Source organism: Streptomyces sp. NPDC060028, from assembly GCF_042736725.1.
Classification (GTDB): domain Bacteria; phylum Actinomycetota; class Actinomycetes; order Streptomycetales; family Streptomycetaceae; genus Streptomyces.
Genome location: NZ_JBHWVJ010000006.1, coordinates 176582 through 190924, shown reverse-complemented (window position 1 = coordinate 190924; position 14343 = coordinate 176582). Strand labels below are relative to the sequence as shown.

Below are 14343 nucleotides of genomic sequence, written 5' to 3'. Positions count from 1 at the left end.
GGGTTCCCGCTGGCGCGCCCGGCACCGCGCCCGTTCCCGCTGGCGCGCCCGCTCCCGCCGCTGCGCCCGCGCCCGGCACCGGCGGCTGCGCTGCGCGCCCGGCTCCGGGACTCCTGTCTGCACCGCTGAGGCCCGGGACCGGGCTGGGCCGCCCGCGTGACGCCGGTCTGGATCCGATGGGTGCGCCCCGGCGAGGGCAGCTACTCGGGTGGCTGACCGGGGGCGGCTCCGCGGCTCCGCGGCTCCGCGGCTCCGCGAACGGGTGCCCGGCAACCGGTGGGTGCGGCCCTCGCCGTGCCGCGCCGGCCGGCGCTCGGGAGTGGGCCGGCCCGCATCCGTCGCGCGGGGCCGGGTAAGGCAGGGCGGCGTCGCCCCGGCGGGGTCAGCGGCGGCGAGTGGTGACCGTCTTCTCCACCGCGAACAGTTCCTCCTCGACGTGGTCCAGCGCGAGCCGCAGCGCGCCCGTCGCCACCGCTGCCTCGCCGAGCAGGGACAGCGCCACCCGCGGGGGGCGCAGGCAGTAGCGTTCCAGCTCCCGGCGCAGGGGCTCCAAGACCCCGTCCAGGCCGGCGGCCCAGCCGCCGACCACCACCAGCTCCGGATCCATGGCCAGCACCAGCGCCGCGACGTCGTGCACCAGCCGCTGGACGAACCGCCGCATCGCGGCCACCGCGCGTTCGTCGCCCCGCTTGGCCATCGCGAAAACCCCGGCGACGGCCTGCTCGTCCAGCGGATGCAACGGTTCACCGGTGGTCGACAGCAGCTTCTCCGGCGTCACCTCGCGCCCCAGCAGGTGCAGCGCCCCGATCTCGCCGGCCGCTCCGCCGAAGCCCCGGTGCAGCCGGCCGCCGATCAGGGAGCCCGCGCCGGGGCTCAGTCCGGCCATCACGAACACCATGTCGTCGGTGTCCTGCGCGGCCCCCTTCCAGTGCTCGGCGACCGCCGCCGCGTTGGCGTCGTTCTCCACCTGCACCGGGCAGCGGAACGAGCGCCGCAGCCGCTCCCCGAGTGGCAGCCCGGTCCAGCCGGGCAGCGCCGTGCCGAGCCGTACGGTCCCGTCCGCCTCGACGATCCCGGGGCTGCCCACGCCGACGGCACGCAGGGAGTCCCGCGGTACCCCGGCCCGACGCAACAGGTCGGCGACAGCCGTACGCACCCGCTCCAGCCGCTCGTCGGCGGACGCCGTCTCGGCCACTTCCTTGGTGCCGGCGCCGATCACCCGTCCGTCCAGCCCGGACAGCAGCACGGCGATGCGGTGGGAGCCGATCTCCACGCCGAGCAGGTGTCCCGCCTCGGCCCGGAACCGGAACCGCCGGGCCGGCCGCCCCTGTCGCCGCGCGCCTTCCTCGGCTTCGGCCTCGACGGCGAGACCCGTCCCCATCAGCCCCTCCACGACCCCTTCGACGGTCGGCCGGGAGAGCCCGGTCAGCCGGGTGAGGTCGGTGAGGGTCGGCGATTCGGCCGCACGCAGGGCCCGAAGCACCACCGCCGAATTGATCCGCCGGAGCAGAGAGGGGTCCCCGCCGGTCAGCTGCCCCAACGTGTGTCCTCCCAGCTAGCGAGCCGTGTCAGCCGGATCGTACTGCGCACCCGGTCCGGCGGCGAGATCCCGCCCCCCATTGACCGGAATCTACCCTTCCTCTCTGTTCCACTCCTTTCCATCTGTGTCGTGGCCGCTCAAGCCGGGGCGACGAAACCCGACTCGTACGCGGTGATCACCGCCTGGGTCCGGTCCCGCGCCCCCAGCTTCCCCAGAATCGCGCTCACGTGGGACTTCACGGTCTCCGTACCGACGATCAGCTCGCGGGCGATCTCCACATTGGTCAGCCCCCGGGACATCAGCCGCAGCACCCCTTCCTCGCGCTCGGTCAGCGCCGCCCGCTCCAGTACCGTCCGGGCCTGCCGGTTTCCGTACTCCGCGGCCAGGGCCCGTAGCGCCGCGGGGAACAGCAGGGTCTCCCCCTCCGCCACCAGCCGTACCGCGTGCACGATCTCCGACGGGCGGGCCCGCTTCAGCAGGAACCCGTCCGCCCCGGCCCGCAGCGCCTGATAGACGTACTCGTCGTTCTCGAAGGTGGTGACCACGAGGATCTTCGGCGGGGAGTCCACGGACCGCAGGACGGCCCGGGTCGCCTCGATCCCGTCGAGCAGCGGCATCCGGACGTCCATGGCCACGACGTCCGGGCGCAGCTGCCGCACCAGTGGGACCACGGAGGCGCCGTCGGCAGCCTCTCCCACCACCTCGATGTCGGGCTGGGCCTCCAGGACGGCGCGCAGACCCGCGCGGACCAGGGGTTCGTCGTCGACGAGCAGTACGGTAACCGGCATCCGGTCAGCGTATTCGTTCCAGCGGGAGCCGCGCGCGCACCCTCCAACTGCCCTCGTACGGCCCGGTCTCGGCCTGGCCGCCCAGCAGCGCGGCCCGCTCCCGCATCCCGCGCAGTCCGCTTCCGCTGCCCGCCATGAGGGTGGGCCGCTGCGGCAGCGGATTCGTCACCTCCAGGTCGAGTCGGTCGGCGGCCACCCCGATCCGAACCCGGACCGGCACGGGGCCGCAGTGCCGCAGCACATTGGTGAGTGCCTCCTGCAGGATGCGGTACCCCTCCTGGGTGACGGGGCCCGGCAACTTCTCCAGCGGACCCGTCAGTTGCACGTCCACCGCCGAGCCGGAGGCGCGCGCCGAGTTCAGCAGTCGGTCCGCTTCCGCCAGCGTCGGCCGCTGCGACGGCGATTGCCCCGACTCCCGCAGCACCAGCAGCACCCGCTCCAGATCCTCCAGCGCGGCGCGGCCGGTCTCCTCGATCGCTTCAAGGGCCCGGTCCGTGAACTCGGGATCGCCGGCCGCCCGCGCCGCCCCCGCCTGGACGACCGCCACGGTCAGGGCATGACCGATCGAGTCGTGCAGCTCCCGCGCGATCCGGGTCCGCTCCAGCAACTGCTCGGTGCGCGCCTCGAGTGCGGTGAGTCGCTCGGCCGCGGAAGGGCCGAGCAGTTTGCGGGCGACCGCGGTGATCATCTCGCCGAGCAGGACCACGCAGAGCATGAGGAGGATCAAGGGCACCGGGGCGAGCAGCACGGCGGCCCAGCGCGGGGGAGCGAACGGCAGCAGGGCGTCCGAGGCCGGCGAGTACCCCAGCGCGGCCTGGATCAGCTCGACGGTCATCACCGGCAGCCACACGGTCGGGAACATGGCGATGAGCGCGACGGCCATCCGTATTTCCAGCCACAGGATCGTCCGCCAGCGATCGCTCCACCGCGCGGACGGGAGGGTACTTATGGTGCTCGCGGCCGAACCGCGGTCATACGGCGTGAGGAGCAACTGGGCCTGCAGCCCCTCGGCCAGCCGCATCCAGGGCAGCAGCCCGAACGGCAGGACGATCAGCAACGGCGCCCACGGGGCTTCGGGCTCTATGAACAACCATATGGCCAGCAACAGGACGGGCACACACAGGTGCAACCAGCGTGAGTAGGTCACTGGTTGGAACGGAGCACGGAGCAGTCGGTACATGCACCCATCGTGACATTGCGCAGCTCAAGGACGTCTCCCCCACGTGGGGGAGACGAGACCCTCGCATGGGGGAGGAAGAGAGGTGGGGGCGGCGGCGAATCTTGAGACATGAACAGCATCGAGATCCGAGAACTGACCAAGGAATACGGCCGCACCCGGGCCCTGGACCACCTGACCTTCGACGTACTGCCCGGCCGGGTCACCGGTTTCCTCGGGCCCAACGGCGCCGGCAAGTCCACCACGATGCGCCTGCTTCTGGGGCTGGACCGGATCACCTCCGGGACGGCCACCGTCGGGGGCCTGCGGTTCACCGACTTCCCGGACCCGCTGCGCCGCGTCGGCGCGCTCCTGGACGCGCAGGCCGCCCACGGCGGGCGGAGCGCCCGGGATCACCTGCGCTTCCTCGCCGCCGGCAACCGCATCCCGATGAGCCGGGTGGAGGAAGTGCTGGAGCAGGCCGGGATCGCCTCGGCCGCGAAGCGGCGGATCAAGACCTTCTCACTCGGCATGCGCCAGCGCCTGGGCATAGCCGCCGCCCTGCTGGGCGACCCCGGGGTGCTGCTGCTGGACGAGCCGACCAACGGCCTCGATCCCGAGGGCATCATCTGGATCCGGGAGCTGATGCGCGGCCTTGCCGCCGAGGGGCGCACGGTCCTCGTCTCCAGCCACCTGATGTCGGAGACGGCCACACTCGCGGACCACCTGGTCGTGCTCGGGCAGGGCAGGCTGTTGGCCGACACCTCGATGGAGGAGTTCATAGACGCCCGCAGCACCCCGCGGGCGCGGCTGCGCACCTCGCAGCCGGTCCGGCTGCGGGAGGCCCTCGCCCGGGAGGGCTTCGACCTGGTCGAAGCCGATGTCGGCCGCTGGGCCGTGGACGGCATACAGGCCGATCAACTCGGTGCCATCGCCGCCCGGGAGGGGATCCCGATGCTGGAACTGGCCGACGAGCGCGCCTCGCTGGAGCAGGCCTACCTCGACCTCACGGCCGACCATGCGCAGTTCACTGCCCCCCGCTGACCTTTCCACCACCCTCAAGGAGGATTCGCCATGAGCGCCGCTCTGCCCACCGTCCCCGTCCTGCACTCGGAATGGATCAAGATACGGTCCCTCCGTGGCACCTTCGGGGCGCTGATGTCCCTCTTCGCCGCCACCGTCGGGATCCAGGTGCTGGCGGCCGCGGCGATAGGCCGGGCCGAAGCCGGCAGCATGGGCGACGATCCGCTTCTCGCTGCCTTCTACGGCGTCAACTTCGGGCAGATCGCCGCTTTCGCCTTCGGAGCGAGCGCCTTGTCCGCCGAGTTCCACAACGGCGCCCTGCGCACATCGCTGGCCGCGGTGCCGAACCGCACCCGCTTCTACCTGTCGAAGATCGCGATGGTGGGCGGACTCGCCTTCGTGGTGGGCCAGGTCACCGGGTTCCTCACCTTCGTGGCGGGTCAGGCGTTCATGGGCCAGTACGCCCTCGGTCTGGGCGACCCCGGCAGCCTTCGCGCCATCTTCGGGAGCGGGGTCTACCTGACGCTGATGGCCTTGCTCGCGGCGGGGCTGACGGCGGTGCTGCGCAGCGCGACGGTCGTCCTGAGCCTGCTCATACCCCTGGTGTTGATGGTCTCGTTCGTCGTCGGCGCGGCCGCCGAGGGTGCGGCCGAGTACCTGCCGGACCGGGCCGGGCAGATGGCGATGCGGATGGAGTCGCAGGGCGCCCTCGGCCCTTGGAGCGGCCTCGTGATCCTGGCACTGTGGGCGGCGGTCGCTTTGATCTGCGGCTGGCTGGCGGTGCGCCGACGGGACGCGTGACGTCCGGCCAGTTGTCAGTGCCCCCCGCGATACTGACGGTATGACCACGGCAGAGCATCTCGACACGATCGACCGGCTGCGGACGCGAGATTTCCCGGATGTCCGAGTCAGGTCCGAAGTCGGCACCAGCGGCCCCGGGTACCACCTCGCGGAACTGGGTGGGAGCCGCTGGTACGGGGACGAGGACGCGGCCGGCCGGGTGGCGCGGGAGGAGCAGGTCGCCGTCGAGTGCGAGGCCCTGGCCCAGCGGTTGGCGGATCGTTGGGGGGAGCCCGATGTGTTCACCCTGGCGAGCCTGCGGCTGCGGGCGGACGGGGAGGAGGTGGCGGAGCCTTGGGGGGAGATCGGCGACACCACCGAATACCTCCACCTCTGGCGGGCCGAGGACCGGTGGGTCGCGCTCTACGAGTCCCGCTGGGGGGCCGACCACTCACCGCAGCTGATGGCCGCGGTCACCGTGATCGACCCGCCCTAAGCGGTCGACTCTCGGACCTGGGTGAGGTCCGTGAAGTCGTTGGGTTCCTGGGTCATGACCTGCTCGACCAGGGCCATGAACGGCAAGATGCCGGTCTTGGGCTCGCAGCGGCCGAAGACCTTGGCCTGCTGGACGTCGTAGGCGGTCAGGTAAGCCAGCGCGCCGCCGCGGCCGGTCTCGTGGTTGACGCGCATCGCCCGGGCCCCGGCCCGGGACCAGGGTCGGATGACAGCGGTAGCGGGCCTGGATCAAGATCGTCTCGTCGCTGGAGACGACGCACTCGTCCTCGCCCAGCGGGACGCCCTCGAAGGTGCGGGCGTAGAGGTCCAGGACACGCTCGGCTTTGGTGCGGAAGGTGGGGTCGCGGATGAACACCCAGGGCCGGTACTGCCAGGGCTTGAGGGCCTCCTCGTGCAGCCATCGGCGCACCGTGGACGCGCAGACGCTGTCGGTGATCCCGCGCGCGGTCAGCTCGGCGACCTGCACGGGGGTGAAACGGGCGGGGCGCCCTGAGCGCTTGCGGTCGGCCAGGGCCGGCAGCCCACCGTGGGCGAACCGGCCCCGCAAGGTGCGCACCGTATCCACATGCATCCGCGTCTGCGTGGCCATCCGGGCACTGGAGAGCTCCCGGGCCGCCAGCAGCACGATGGTTGCCCGCTGCCGAGCCTGAAGTGGGGTCTTGTGGCCGTTGGCCAGAAGGCGGCCGATCGTTGGGGGACGGGCCGGCAGCAAGCCGCACCCGTGCCCCGGTCGAGCCGGTCCGTGTTGTCGCAGCGCGGCGAGAACCCCGCCGATTTCCTCGGGTGCGGCAGACACCCTTGGCGGCTGACGGAGGGTCTGGGGGTTCAGCCGAGGGTGACGACCATCTTGCCGAGGGCCTCTCCGGCCTCCATGGCCCGGTGGGCTTCGACGATCTCGTCGAACCGGAAGACCCGGGTGGGACGGGCCCGGAGGGCACCGACGTTGACCTTGTCGTAGATCTGGTCCAACGGTATGTCGGTGAGCGGGAATGCGGGGGTGCCCAGGACGAAGGCGCTGCCGAAGAAGCTGAGTCGGACTCCGCTGGGGAGATCGGCGATCGGATCGAAGTCCCGCACCGGCTCGAATCCGCCCAGGAAGCCGAGCTGGCACACCTGGCCGCGCGGCCGGACCAGGGCCAGCGAGTCGCGCAGGGCGCTGTTGCCGACGACGTCGAACACCGCGTCGACGCTGACCTCCCGTTCCGAGATCTGGTCGGCGAGCGCGCCGTCGTCGATGAGCACGTCGGCGGCCCCGAGCTCCTTCAACAGCGGCACGTGCGCCGGGTTCCGGGTCGTGGCGAGTACGGTCGCGCCGTGGTCGAGCGCGAGGTTGACGGCGGCTTGGCCGAGCGAGGAGGTCGCTCCCCTCACCAGGACAGTCTCGCCCGGTCGTAGGTCCAGATTGCCGAACAGGCCGCTCCACGCCGTCGCGTACACCTCGGGCACCGCTGCCAGATCGGCCCAGTCCAGTGACGAGCGCACGGCCACCACATTGGTCGCCGGCACGGTCACCAGCTCCGCGTAGCTGCCGTTGCGAGTCCGTCCCATGCCGCCGAGGATCGCCACCACCCGGGTCCCGACAGGGAGTTTGCCGGACGGGTCGGCCTCGACCACCCCGGCGCACTCGATCCCGGGGACGGCGGCGACCTTCCCCCAGGCGCCGCTGCGCATGTACGCCTCGGCGTGGTTGAGGCCGAACGCCTTGACCCGGATCAGCACTTCGCCGTCGGCGGGCGCCGGGTCAGGCAGTTCGGTGAGGGTGAGAACCTCGGGGCCGCCGTGGGCGGAGATGACGATGGCCTTCATGTCCCAGCTCCATTCTTGAGCGCTTATTCAACTAATGGTGCGAAGAAAGAGCCACCGCGTACGGTGGCCCGTGTGCCTGGTGCCTGGTGCCTGGCCGTCAGGCGAGAGCAGTGAAGGCGTTGTCGACGATCGCCCGCAGGAGCGCCTCGTCGGGATTCGCCTTCCCCACGACCATCAGCCCCTGGCATGTCGCGACCAGCAGCTTGGCGCTGCCGGCGCAGTCCAGCCGGGCGCGCACCTGACCCCTGCGAGCCGCGTTCTCCAGTGCGTGGGTCATGCACCGTTCGAGCCGGGCCAGGTGGCCGCGGACGACGGCCGCTGCCTCGTCATCCTCGGCGGCCTTCTCGATCGCCGTGTTGACGAGCAGGCAACCTTGTCGGCCCTCGGGGCTGAGCAGGTCGCGCACCAGCCCGTCGAAGTAGCCGCGGATCTCGGCCACCGAGGCACCCGAAGCCTCCAACTCGCCCAGCTTCTCGGGGACGACCAGCCTGGAGTACCGCTCCAGCGACTTCAAGAACAGCGCGTGCTTACCGCCCGGGAAGGCGCTGTAGAGGCTGCCCGGCTTGACCCCGGTCGCCTTCACCAGATCCTCGATGGACGTCGCCCGGTACCCGCGTTCCCAGAACCGCAGCATGGCCACGTTCAGGACGGTATCGGGCTCGAACTCTCGAGGTCTGGGCATGGGGCAAACATACATGAGTGACCATTCAAGAACCACTGCTGGGCGTGCCGCACGTCCTGGACGGGGCGCTGGCGAGCCCTACTCCACCGCCTCGACCACTAGGGAGTCCGGGCGGACGCCTCGTCGGCTGTGGGGTCTGCGGCCGCGCGCAGGCGGGCGTACTCCTGGGCCATGGACTCCGCCGTCCAGTGGGCGTTGAGGCCGCTGGGGTTGGGGAGGGCCCAGACGCGGGTGGAGCCGATGGTTCGGTCCTGGGGGCCGATCTGAGCCTTTCGCTCGCCGAAGGCGGTCCGGTAGGCGGTCACTCCGACCACGGCCAGCCACTGGGGGCGCAGCAGTTCCACCTTGGCCGTCAGGATGCGGCCGCCCTCCCGGAACTCCTCCGCACTCAACTCGTCGGCGCGGGCCGTGGCGCGGGCGACGACGTTGGTGATGCCGAGGCGGTAGGTCAGCAGTTCCTCCTGCTCGGCGGGGGCGAGCCGGCGCGGGGTGAAACCGGACAGGTGCAGGACGGGCCAGAAGCGATTGCCGGGGCGGGCGAAATGGTGGCCCGTCGCGGCGGAGAGGAGCCCCGGGTTGATTCCGCAGAAGAGCACACGCAGACCGCCCGCGACCACGTCCGGGAGGACGCGGTCGCGGGCGGCGTTCAGCTCGTCGGGGGTCAGAGGATCGACCCCGGCGTGTACCCGGCAGCCTCCGGGTGCTGCTTGGCGATCGCCTCGATGCGGGAGACCACCGCGGCCACCTGGGCGCTCGCGGCGCCGGTGAAGGACAGCTTGTCCGCCATCAGCGCGTCGAGCTGGGCACGGTCCAGCGGCATCCGCTCGTCGGCGGCCAGCTTGTCCAGCAGCTCGTTGCGCTCGGCGCCCTGCTCGCGCATGGCGAGCGCGGAGGCCACCGCGTGCTCCTTGATGACCTCGTGGGCGGTCTCGCGGCCGACCCCGGCCCGCACCGCGCCCATCAGGACCTTGGTGGTGGCGAGGAAGGGGAGGTAGCGGTCCAGCTCGCGGGCCACGACGGCCGGGAAGGCGCCGAACTCGTCGAGGACCGTCAGGAAGGTCTCCATCAGGCCGTCGAGCGCGAAGAACGCGTCGGGCAGAGCCACCCGGCGGACCACGGAGCAGGAGACGTCGCCCTCGTTCCACTGGTCGCCGGCCAGCTCGCCGGTCATCGAGGCGTAACCGCGCAGGATGACCATGAGGCCGTTCACACGCTCGCAGGAGCGGGTGTTCATCTTGTGCGGCATCGCGGAGGAGCCGACCTGGCCGGGCTTGAAGCCCTCGGTGACCAGTTCGTGGCCGGCCATCAGGCGGATCGTCTTGGCGATCGAGGACGGCGCGGCGGCCAGCTGCACCAGGGCGGTGACCACGTCGTAGTCGAGCGAGCGCGGGTAGACCTGGCCGACCGAGGTGAAGGCCTCGGCGAAGCCGAGGTGGGCGGCGATGCGCTGCTCCAGGTCGGCGAGCTTGGCGGAGTCGCCGCCGAGCAGGTCGAGCATGTCCTGCGCGGTGCCGACCGGGCCCTTGATCCCGCGCAGCGGGTAGCGGCCGAGCAGGTCCTCCAGGCGGCCGTAGGCGACCAGCAGCTCGTCGGCCGCGGTGGCGAAGCGCTTGCCCAGGGTGGTCGCCTGCGCGGCGACGTTGTGGGAGCGGCCGGCCATGACCAGCTCGGCGTGCTCGCCGGCCAGCTTGCCGAGGCGGCCGAGGACGGCAACCGTGCGGTCGCGGACCAGTTCCAGCGACAGCCGGATCTGGAGCTGCTCGACGTTCTCGGTCAGGTCGCGCGAGGTCATGCCCTTGTGGACCTGCTCGTGGCCGGCGAGGTCGTTGAACTCCTCGATGCGGGCCTTCACGTCGTGCCGGGTGACCTTCTCGCGCTCGGCGATGGAGGCGAGGTCGACGGTCTCGAGGACGCGCTCGTAGTCGGCGAGAGCCTCGTCGGGGACCTCGATACCGAGGTCCTTCTGGGCGCGCAGGACGGCGAGCCACAGCCGCCGCTCCAGCGTCACCTTGTACTCGGGGGACCACAGGACGGCGAGCTCCGCGGAGGCGTAGCGGCCGGCCAGGACATTGGGGATGCGGGGCTTGGCTGTCACGTGTAGGGATTCTACTTGGGCTCCCGCTGTGTGTTTACGCAGGTAGGGACCCCGCCTCGGATTGTGCCTTGCTACGAGAGCCGCTCGGCCGCCGGAGTCTCGTAGGGCAGCAGCTCGGGGCGCTTGGCGGGGCGGCCGTCCCCGGAGGAGCGGCCCGTGAGGCGGCGGCCGATCCAGGGGAGCAGGTGCTGTCGCGCGAAGCTCAGGTCCTGGGAGCGGCGCACGGTCCAGCCCGGGGGGAGCGAGGGCGGGAGTTCGGTGCGCCAGTCCTCCTGCGACGGCAGGCCCAGCGTCTGCCAGACGGCCTCTGCGACCCGGCGGTGGCCCTCGGCCGTCAGGTGCAGCCGGTCCACGTCCCACATCCGCTGGTCCCCGAGGACGGCGGGCCCGTACAGGTCCACCACGAGCGCGCCGTGCCGCTCGGCGAGCTCCTCGATGATGACGAAGAGCTCCTCCATGCGCGGGCGGAAGCGTTCCATCACCGGCCCGTTGCGACCCGGGGACCGCATCAGGACCAGCGTCTTGCAGGAAGGGGCGAGCAGCTCCACCGCCTCCTCCAGGTGCCCGCGCACCCGGCGCATGTCGACCTTGGGCCTTAGCGCGTCGTTCAGCCCGCCCACCAGGGTCACCACGTCGGCGCCCATCGCGGCGGCCACCGGGGCCTGTTCCGCGGCGATCTGGCTGATCAGTTTCCCGCGCACGGCGAGGTTGGCGTAGCGGAAGGCGGGCTCGCGCGCCGCGAGGCGGCCGGCCAGCAGATCGGCCCAGCCCCGGTAGGAGCCGTCCGGGAGCAGGTCGGACATGCCCTCGGTGAAGGAGTCGCCGACCGCGACGAAACTGGTGTAAGACGCATTCATCTCCATGGCGGAGCGATGCTACCGCGCGGTACCCCGGCCCCGCAGGCCGGGGACCACACGTAAAAGTGGATCTTCGTGCAGATCACTGCGCGGAGGCCGGCCTGCCGAACAGCTCGCGCAGCACGTCCTCCATCGTGACCAGGCCCGTCATGGCGCCGTCGGCCCCGAGCACCGCCGCCAGGTGCGTACGGCTGCGCCGCATCGCGGTCAGCACGTCGTCCAGCGGGGTCTGCGCGCGTACCTGGGCGATCGGCCGCAGCGCGGCGACCGGGAAGGGCTCGTCCCGCTCCGTCACGTCCAGGACGTCCTTGACGTGCAGGTAGCCGAGGATGCCGTGCTGAGCGTCGACCACCGGGAAGCGGGAGTACCCGGACTCGGCCGACAGCCGCTCCAGACCGGCGGGCGTGATGCCCTCCCGGGCCGAAACCACCCCGTCCGCGGGCAGCACCACATCGTTGACCGGCCTGCGCCCCAGTTCCAGGGCGTCGTACAGCCGCTCGCTCGCCCGTCCGTCGATGAGCCCCGCGTCGCTGGAGTCCTTCACGATCCGCGCCAGCTCGTCGTCCGTGAACGTCGCCGCGACCTCGTCCTTCACGTCCACCCGCAGCAGCCGCAGCAGGACGTTGGCGAAGGCGTTGATCGCGAAGATCACCGGCCGCAGCGCCCGGGTGAGGGCCACCAGCGGCGGACCGAGCAGCAGCGCGGTACGCACCGGCTCGGCCAGTGCCACGTTCTTCGGCACCATCTCGCCGAAGAGCATGTGCAGGTACGTCGCCAGGGTCAGCGCGATCACGAAGGAGATCGCGTGCGTCAGGCCGTCCGGCACCCCGACGAGGTCGAACAGCGGCGCCAGCAGGTGCGCGATGGCCGGCTCCGCGACCACACCGAGCACCAGCGTGCACAGGGTGATGCCCAACTGCGCCGCCGCCATCAGCGCCGACACGTGCTCCAGCCCCCACAGCACCGCGCGGCCCCGCCGGTCGCCCTGCTCGGCGTACGGCTCGATCTGGCTGCGCCGGACCGAGATCAGTGCGAATTCCGCGCCGACGAAGAAGGCGTTGACGACCAGGGTCGCCAAGCCGATCAGCAACTGGACCGCAATCATCGGACCCCCTCCGTACGCTCGTCACCCTGGTCGGCCGCGGGCACGTGCAACAGCACCCGCGCGGCCCGTCGCCCGCGCGCGTCCACCACGTCCAGACGCCAGCCGTCCAGCTCAAGGCTGTCACCAACGACCGGGATCCGGCCCAGCTCGGTCGCTATCAGACCGGCCAGCGTCTCGTACGGGCCGTCAGGCACCCGCAGCCCGATCCGCTGCAGCTGGTCGGTGCGGGCGGAGCCGTCGGCGGAGTAGAGCGTGCGCCCCGTCTCGTCCTCGCCGGCCGGGTCCAGGTCGGAGGTCTCGTGCGGGTCGTGCTCGTCGCGCACCTCGCCCACGACCTCCTCGACGATGTCCTCCAGCGTGGCCACGCCCGCCGTGCCGCCGTACTCGTCGATGACCACGGCCATCGTCTGCTTGCCGGACAGCCGGTCCAGCAGCCGGTCCACGGTCAGCGACTCCGGTACGAGGAGCGGCTCGCGCAGCAGCGAGGACACCGGGTGGTGGCGCCGTTCCTCGGCGGGCAGCGCCAGTACGTCCTTGATGTGGACGGTGCCGACGACGCTGTCGAGGTTGCCCCGGTAGACGGGGAAGCGCGACAGGCCGGTGGCCAGCGTCGCATTCGCCACGTCCTCGGCGGTGGTCTGCAGGTCGAGGGCGGTGACCTGGACGCGCGGGGTCATGACGTTCTCGGCGGTCAGGTCGGCGAGGTTCAGGGTCCGCACGAACAGCTCGGCGGTGTCCTTCTCCAGCGCGCCGGCCTTCGCGGAGTGCCGGGCCAGCGCCACCAGCTCCTGCGGGGTGCGCGCGGAGGCGAGCTCCTCGGCGGGCTCCATGCCGAGCCGCCGCACCATGTGGTTGGCGGTGGTGTTGAGGTGGCCGATCAGCGGCCGGAAGGCCCGGCTGAAGACCCGCTGCATGGTGGCCACGCGCTTGGCGACGGCCAGCGGGGAGGAGATCGCCCAGTTCTTGGGCACCAGCTCGCCCACGACCATCAGGACGACGGTCGACAGGGCGGTGCCCAGGACCAGCGCGGTGGAGGAAGCGGCGCCAGAGGACAGCCCCATGGCCTCGAAGGGGCCCTTGAGCAGGGCGGCGATCGAGGGCTTGGAGAGCATGCCGATGACCAGGCCGGTCACGGTGATGCCGAGCTGGGCGCCGGAGAGCTGGAAGGTGAGGGTGCGGACGGCGGCCAGGGCGCTGTCGGCCCCGCGCTCGCCGCGCTCGACGGCCCGCTCCAACTCGCTGCGCTCGATGGTGGTCAGCGAGAACTCGGCCGCGACGAAAGCCCCGCAGGCAAGGCAGAGCAGCAGCGCCACGACGAGGAGGAGCACTTCGGTCATCGGTCGATCACCTCCGTCCCATGATCGGCCAGGAGGACGGGTGTCGCGCGATGTCGTGGACTGGGAGTCTCGCCCATGGGCGGACGCTCACACCTTTCATTCGAGTCGTGTTCGAGGGAACCGTTCCCCCATGGTAAAGGAAAGGCAAAGCAGTCGGATAATTCTTTTGGCGGGCCCTCCCGGGCCGTGGTGGGATCCCGGTATGACTGATCTTCATATCGGCCCCGCCTCGGCGTCCGACCTCGCCGCCGTCCTCGCGTTCTGGAAGGCGGCCGCCGAGGGCACGAGTATCAGCGACGACCTCGACGGCGTCGAGCGCCTCCACGCCCGCGACCCGCAGGCCCTGCTGCTCGCGCGCCGCGACGGCGAGCTCGTCGGCACGGTCATCGCGGGCTTCGACGGCTGGCGCTGCCACCTGTACCGGCTCGCCGTGCACCCCGAGCACCGCAGGCAAGGGATCGGATCGGCGCTGCTCGCGGCCGCCGAGGAGCGGTTCGTGGCGCTCGGCGGGCGGCGTGCGGACGCCATGGTGCTCGTACGCAATGAGAGCGCGCACGGGGCCTGGGACGCGGCCGGCTACCACTCCCAGGACCAGTGGACGCGCTGGGTGAAGCCGCTGAACGGGTGATCCGGGCGGCGGTGGCCCTCGCCGTCGGTC

General features: G+C 71.5%; 15 protein-coding genes and 1 pseudogene. 4 read left to right on the top strand and 12 right to left on the bottom strand.

All coding sequences use genetic code 11. The annotated features are described in order from the left end of the window. Nucleotides 1-382: 382 nt before the first annotated feature. From ACFWBF_RS05760 to ACFWBF_RS05750, 3 genes are all read right to left on the bottom strand, one after another. Nucleotides 383-1540: an ROK family protein gene (locus ACFWBF_RS05760; protein WP_385595715.1), complete on the bottom strand. Its 1158-nt coding sequence runs from the start codon at nucleotides 1538-1540 to the stop codon at nucleotides 383-385. A 137-nt stretch (nucleotides 1541-1677) separates the two neighbouring features. Then, nucleotides 1678-2328, bottom strand: coding sequence for a response regulator (locus tag ACFWBF_RS05755; protein WP_385595713.1), 651 nt, complete (start codon nucleotides 2326-2328; stop codon nucleotides 1678-1680). A 4-nt stretch (nucleotides 2329-2332) separates the two neighbouring features. Next, nucleotides 2333-3508 (bottom strand): sensor histidine kinase, encoded by a 1176-nt coding sequence (locus tag ACFWBF_RS05750; protein ID WP_385595710.1) that lies wholly within the window; start codon nucleotides 3506-3508, stop codon nucleotides 2333-2335. Nucleotides 3509-3616: 108 nt separating this feature from the next. Between ACFWBF_RS05750 and ACFWBF_RS05745 the strand changes: the two genes are divergently transcribed. From ACFWBF_RS05745 to ACFWBF_RS05735, 3 genes are read left to right on the top strand one after another with little or no spacing between them, the layout of a single operon-like run. Continuing rightward, nucleotides 3617-4528, top strand: a complete 912-nt coding sequence (locus tag ACFWBF_RS05745; protein WP_385595707.1) for an ABC transporter ATP-binding protein — start codon at nucleotides 3617-3619, stop codon at nucleotides 4526-4528. A gap of 30 nt (nucleotides 4529-4558) precedes the next feature. After that, a complete protein-coding gene (locus ACFWBF_RS05740; RefSeq protein WP_385595704.1) occupies nucleotides 4559-5308 on the top strand; it encodes an ABC transporter permease in 750 nt (249 codons plus the stop codon). Nucleotides 5309-5348: 40 nt separating this feature from the next. Beyond that, on the top strand, nucleotides 5349-5783 hold the full coding sequence (locus tag ACFWBF_RS05735; protein ID WP_385595701.1) for a hypothetical protein: 435 nt from the start codon (nucleotides 5349-5351) through the stop codon (nucleotides 5781-5783). On the opposite strand, the gene ACFWBF_RS05730 is transcribed toward ACFWBF_RS05735, so the two are convergent. The 9 genes and pseudogenes from ACFWBF_RS05730 to ACFWBF_RS05690 all read right to left on the bottom strand — a co-directional run bounded on the left by ACFWBF_RS05730 (nucleotide 5780) and on the right by ACFWBF_RS05690 (nucleotide 13685). Then, a complete protein-coding gene (locus ACFWBF_RS05730; RefSeq protein ID WP_385595736.1) occupies nucleotides 5780-5977 on the bottom strand; it encodes a hypothetical protein in 198 nt (65 codons plus the stop codon). The two genes, ACFWBF_RS05735 and ACFWBF_RS05730, sit on opposite strands and share 4 nt — an antisense overlap. 346 nt (nucleotides 5978-6323) lie before the next feature. Continuing rightward, nucleotides 6324-6392, bottom strand: a pseudogene (locus ACFWBF_RS05725) (hypothetical protein); the annotation flags it as partial. A 236-nt stretch (nucleotides 6393-6628) separates the two neighbouring features. After that, nucleotides 6629-7609: a zinc-binding dehydrogenase gene (locus ACFWBF_RS05720; RefSeq protein ID WP_385595699.1), complete on the bottom strand. Its 981-nt coding sequence runs from the start codon at nucleotides 7607-7609 to the stop codon at nucleotides 6629-6631. 97 nt (nucleotides 7610-7706) lie between these two features. After that, the gene (locus ACFWBF_RS05715; RefSeq protein ID WP_385595696.1) at nucleotides 7707-8291 is read right to left on the bottom strand and encodes a TetR/AcrR family transcriptional regulator; all 585 of its coding nucleotides are present in this window, start codon (nucleotides 8289-8291) and stop codon (nucleotides 7707-7709) included. Between the two features lie 98 nt (nucleotides 8292-8389). Further along, nucleotides 8390-8956, bottom strand: a complete 567-nt coding sequence (mug, locus tag ACFWBF_RS05710) for a G/U mismatch-specific DNA glycosylase (RefSeq protein ID WP_385595733.1) — start codon at nucleotides 8954-8956, stop codon at nucleotides 8390-8392. Continuing rightward, entirely contained in the window at nucleotides 8953-10386 is a 1434-nt protein-coding gene (purB, locus tag ACFWBF_RS05705; protein ID WP_385595693.1) for an adenylosuccinate lyase, read from the bottom strand. The genes mug and purB overlap by 4 nt, the downstream gene beginning before the upstream one ends. A gap of 71 nt (nucleotides 10387-10457) precedes the next feature. Then, complete coding sequence (locus ACFWBF_RS05700) at nucleotides 10458-11249, bottom strand: SGNH/GDSL hydrolase family protein (protein ID WP_385595690.1); 792 nt, start codon at nucleotides 11247-11249, stop codon at nucleotides 10458-10460. Between the two features lie 76 nt (nucleotides 11250-11325). Beyond that, nucleotides 11326-12348, bottom strand: a complete 1023-nt coding sequence (locus ACFWBF_RS05695; RefSeq protein WP_385595687.1) for a hemolysin family protein — start codon at nucleotides 12346-12348, stop codon at nucleotides 11326-11328. After that, entirely contained in the window at nucleotides 12345-13685 is a 1341-nt protein-coding gene (locus ACFWBF_RS05690) for a hemolysin family protein (RefSeq protein ID WP_385595684.1), read from the bottom strand. The genes ACFWBF_RS05695 and ACFWBF_RS05690 overlap by 4 nt, the downstream gene beginning before the upstream one ends. Before the next feature lie 202 nt (nucleotides 13686-13887). Here ACFWBF_RS05690 and ACFWBF_RS05685 point away from each other — a divergent pair, with 202 nt between their 5' ends. Beyond that, entirely contained in the window at nucleotides 13888-14313 is a 426-nt protein-coding gene (locus ACFWBF_RS05685) for a GNAT family N-acetyltransferase (protein WP_385595681.1), read from the top strand. Nucleotides 14314-14343: the final 30 nt, after the last annotated feature.

Bases quoted from the DNA above. Each gene is read 5' to 3' on its own strand.
- ACFWBF_RS05755 (WP_385595713.1), bottom strand. From the start codon at position 2,328: ATGCCGGTTACCGTACTGCTCGTCGACGACGAACCCCTGGTCCGCGCG.
- ACFWBF_RS05750 (WP_385595710.1), bottom strand. From the start codon at position 3,508: ATGTACCGACTGCTCCGTGCTCCGTTCCAACCAGTGACCTACTCACGC.
- ACFWBF_RS05745 (WP_385595707.1), top strand. From the start codon at position 3,617: ATGAACAGCATCGAGATCCGAGAACTGACCAAGGAATACGGCCGCACC.
- ACFWBF_RS05740 (WP_385595704.1), top strand. From the start codon at position 4,559: ATGAGCGCCGCTCTGCCCACCGTCCCCGTCCTGCACTCGGAATGGATC.
- ACFWBF_RS05735 (WP_385595701.1), top strand. From the start codon at position 5,349: ATGACCACGGCAGAGCATCTCGACACGATCGACCGGCTGCGGACGCGA.
- ACFWBF_RS05730 (WP_385595736.1), bottom strand. From the start codon at position 5,977: ATGCGCGTCAACCACGAGACCGGCCGCGGCGGCGCGCTGGCTTACCTG.
- ACFWBF_RS05720 (WP_385595699.1), bottom strand. From the start codon at position 7,609: ATGAAGGCCATCGTCATCTCCGCCCACGGCGGCCCCGAGGTTCTCACC.
- ACFWBF_RS05715 (WP_385595696.1), bottom strand. From the start codon at position 8,291: ATGCCCAGACCTCGAGAGTTCGAGCCCGATACCGTCCTGAACGTGGCC.
- ACFWBF_RS05700 (WP_385595690.1), bottom strand. From the start codon at position 11,249: ATGGAGATGAATGCGTCTTACACCAGTTTCGTCGCGGTCGGCGACTCC.
- ACFWBF_RS05695 (WP_385595687.1), bottom strand. From the start codon at position 12,348: ATGATTGCGGTCCAGTTGCTGATCGGCTTGGCGACCCTGGTCGTCAAC.
- ACFWBF_RS05690 (WP_385595684.1), bottom strand. From the start codon at position 13,685: ATGACCGAAGTGCTCCTCCTCGTCGTGGCGCTGCTGCTCTGCCTTGCC.
- ACFWBF_RS05685 (WP_385595681.1), top strand. From the start codon at position 13,888: ATGACTGATCTTCATATCGGCCCCGCCTCGGCGTCCGACCTCGCCGCC.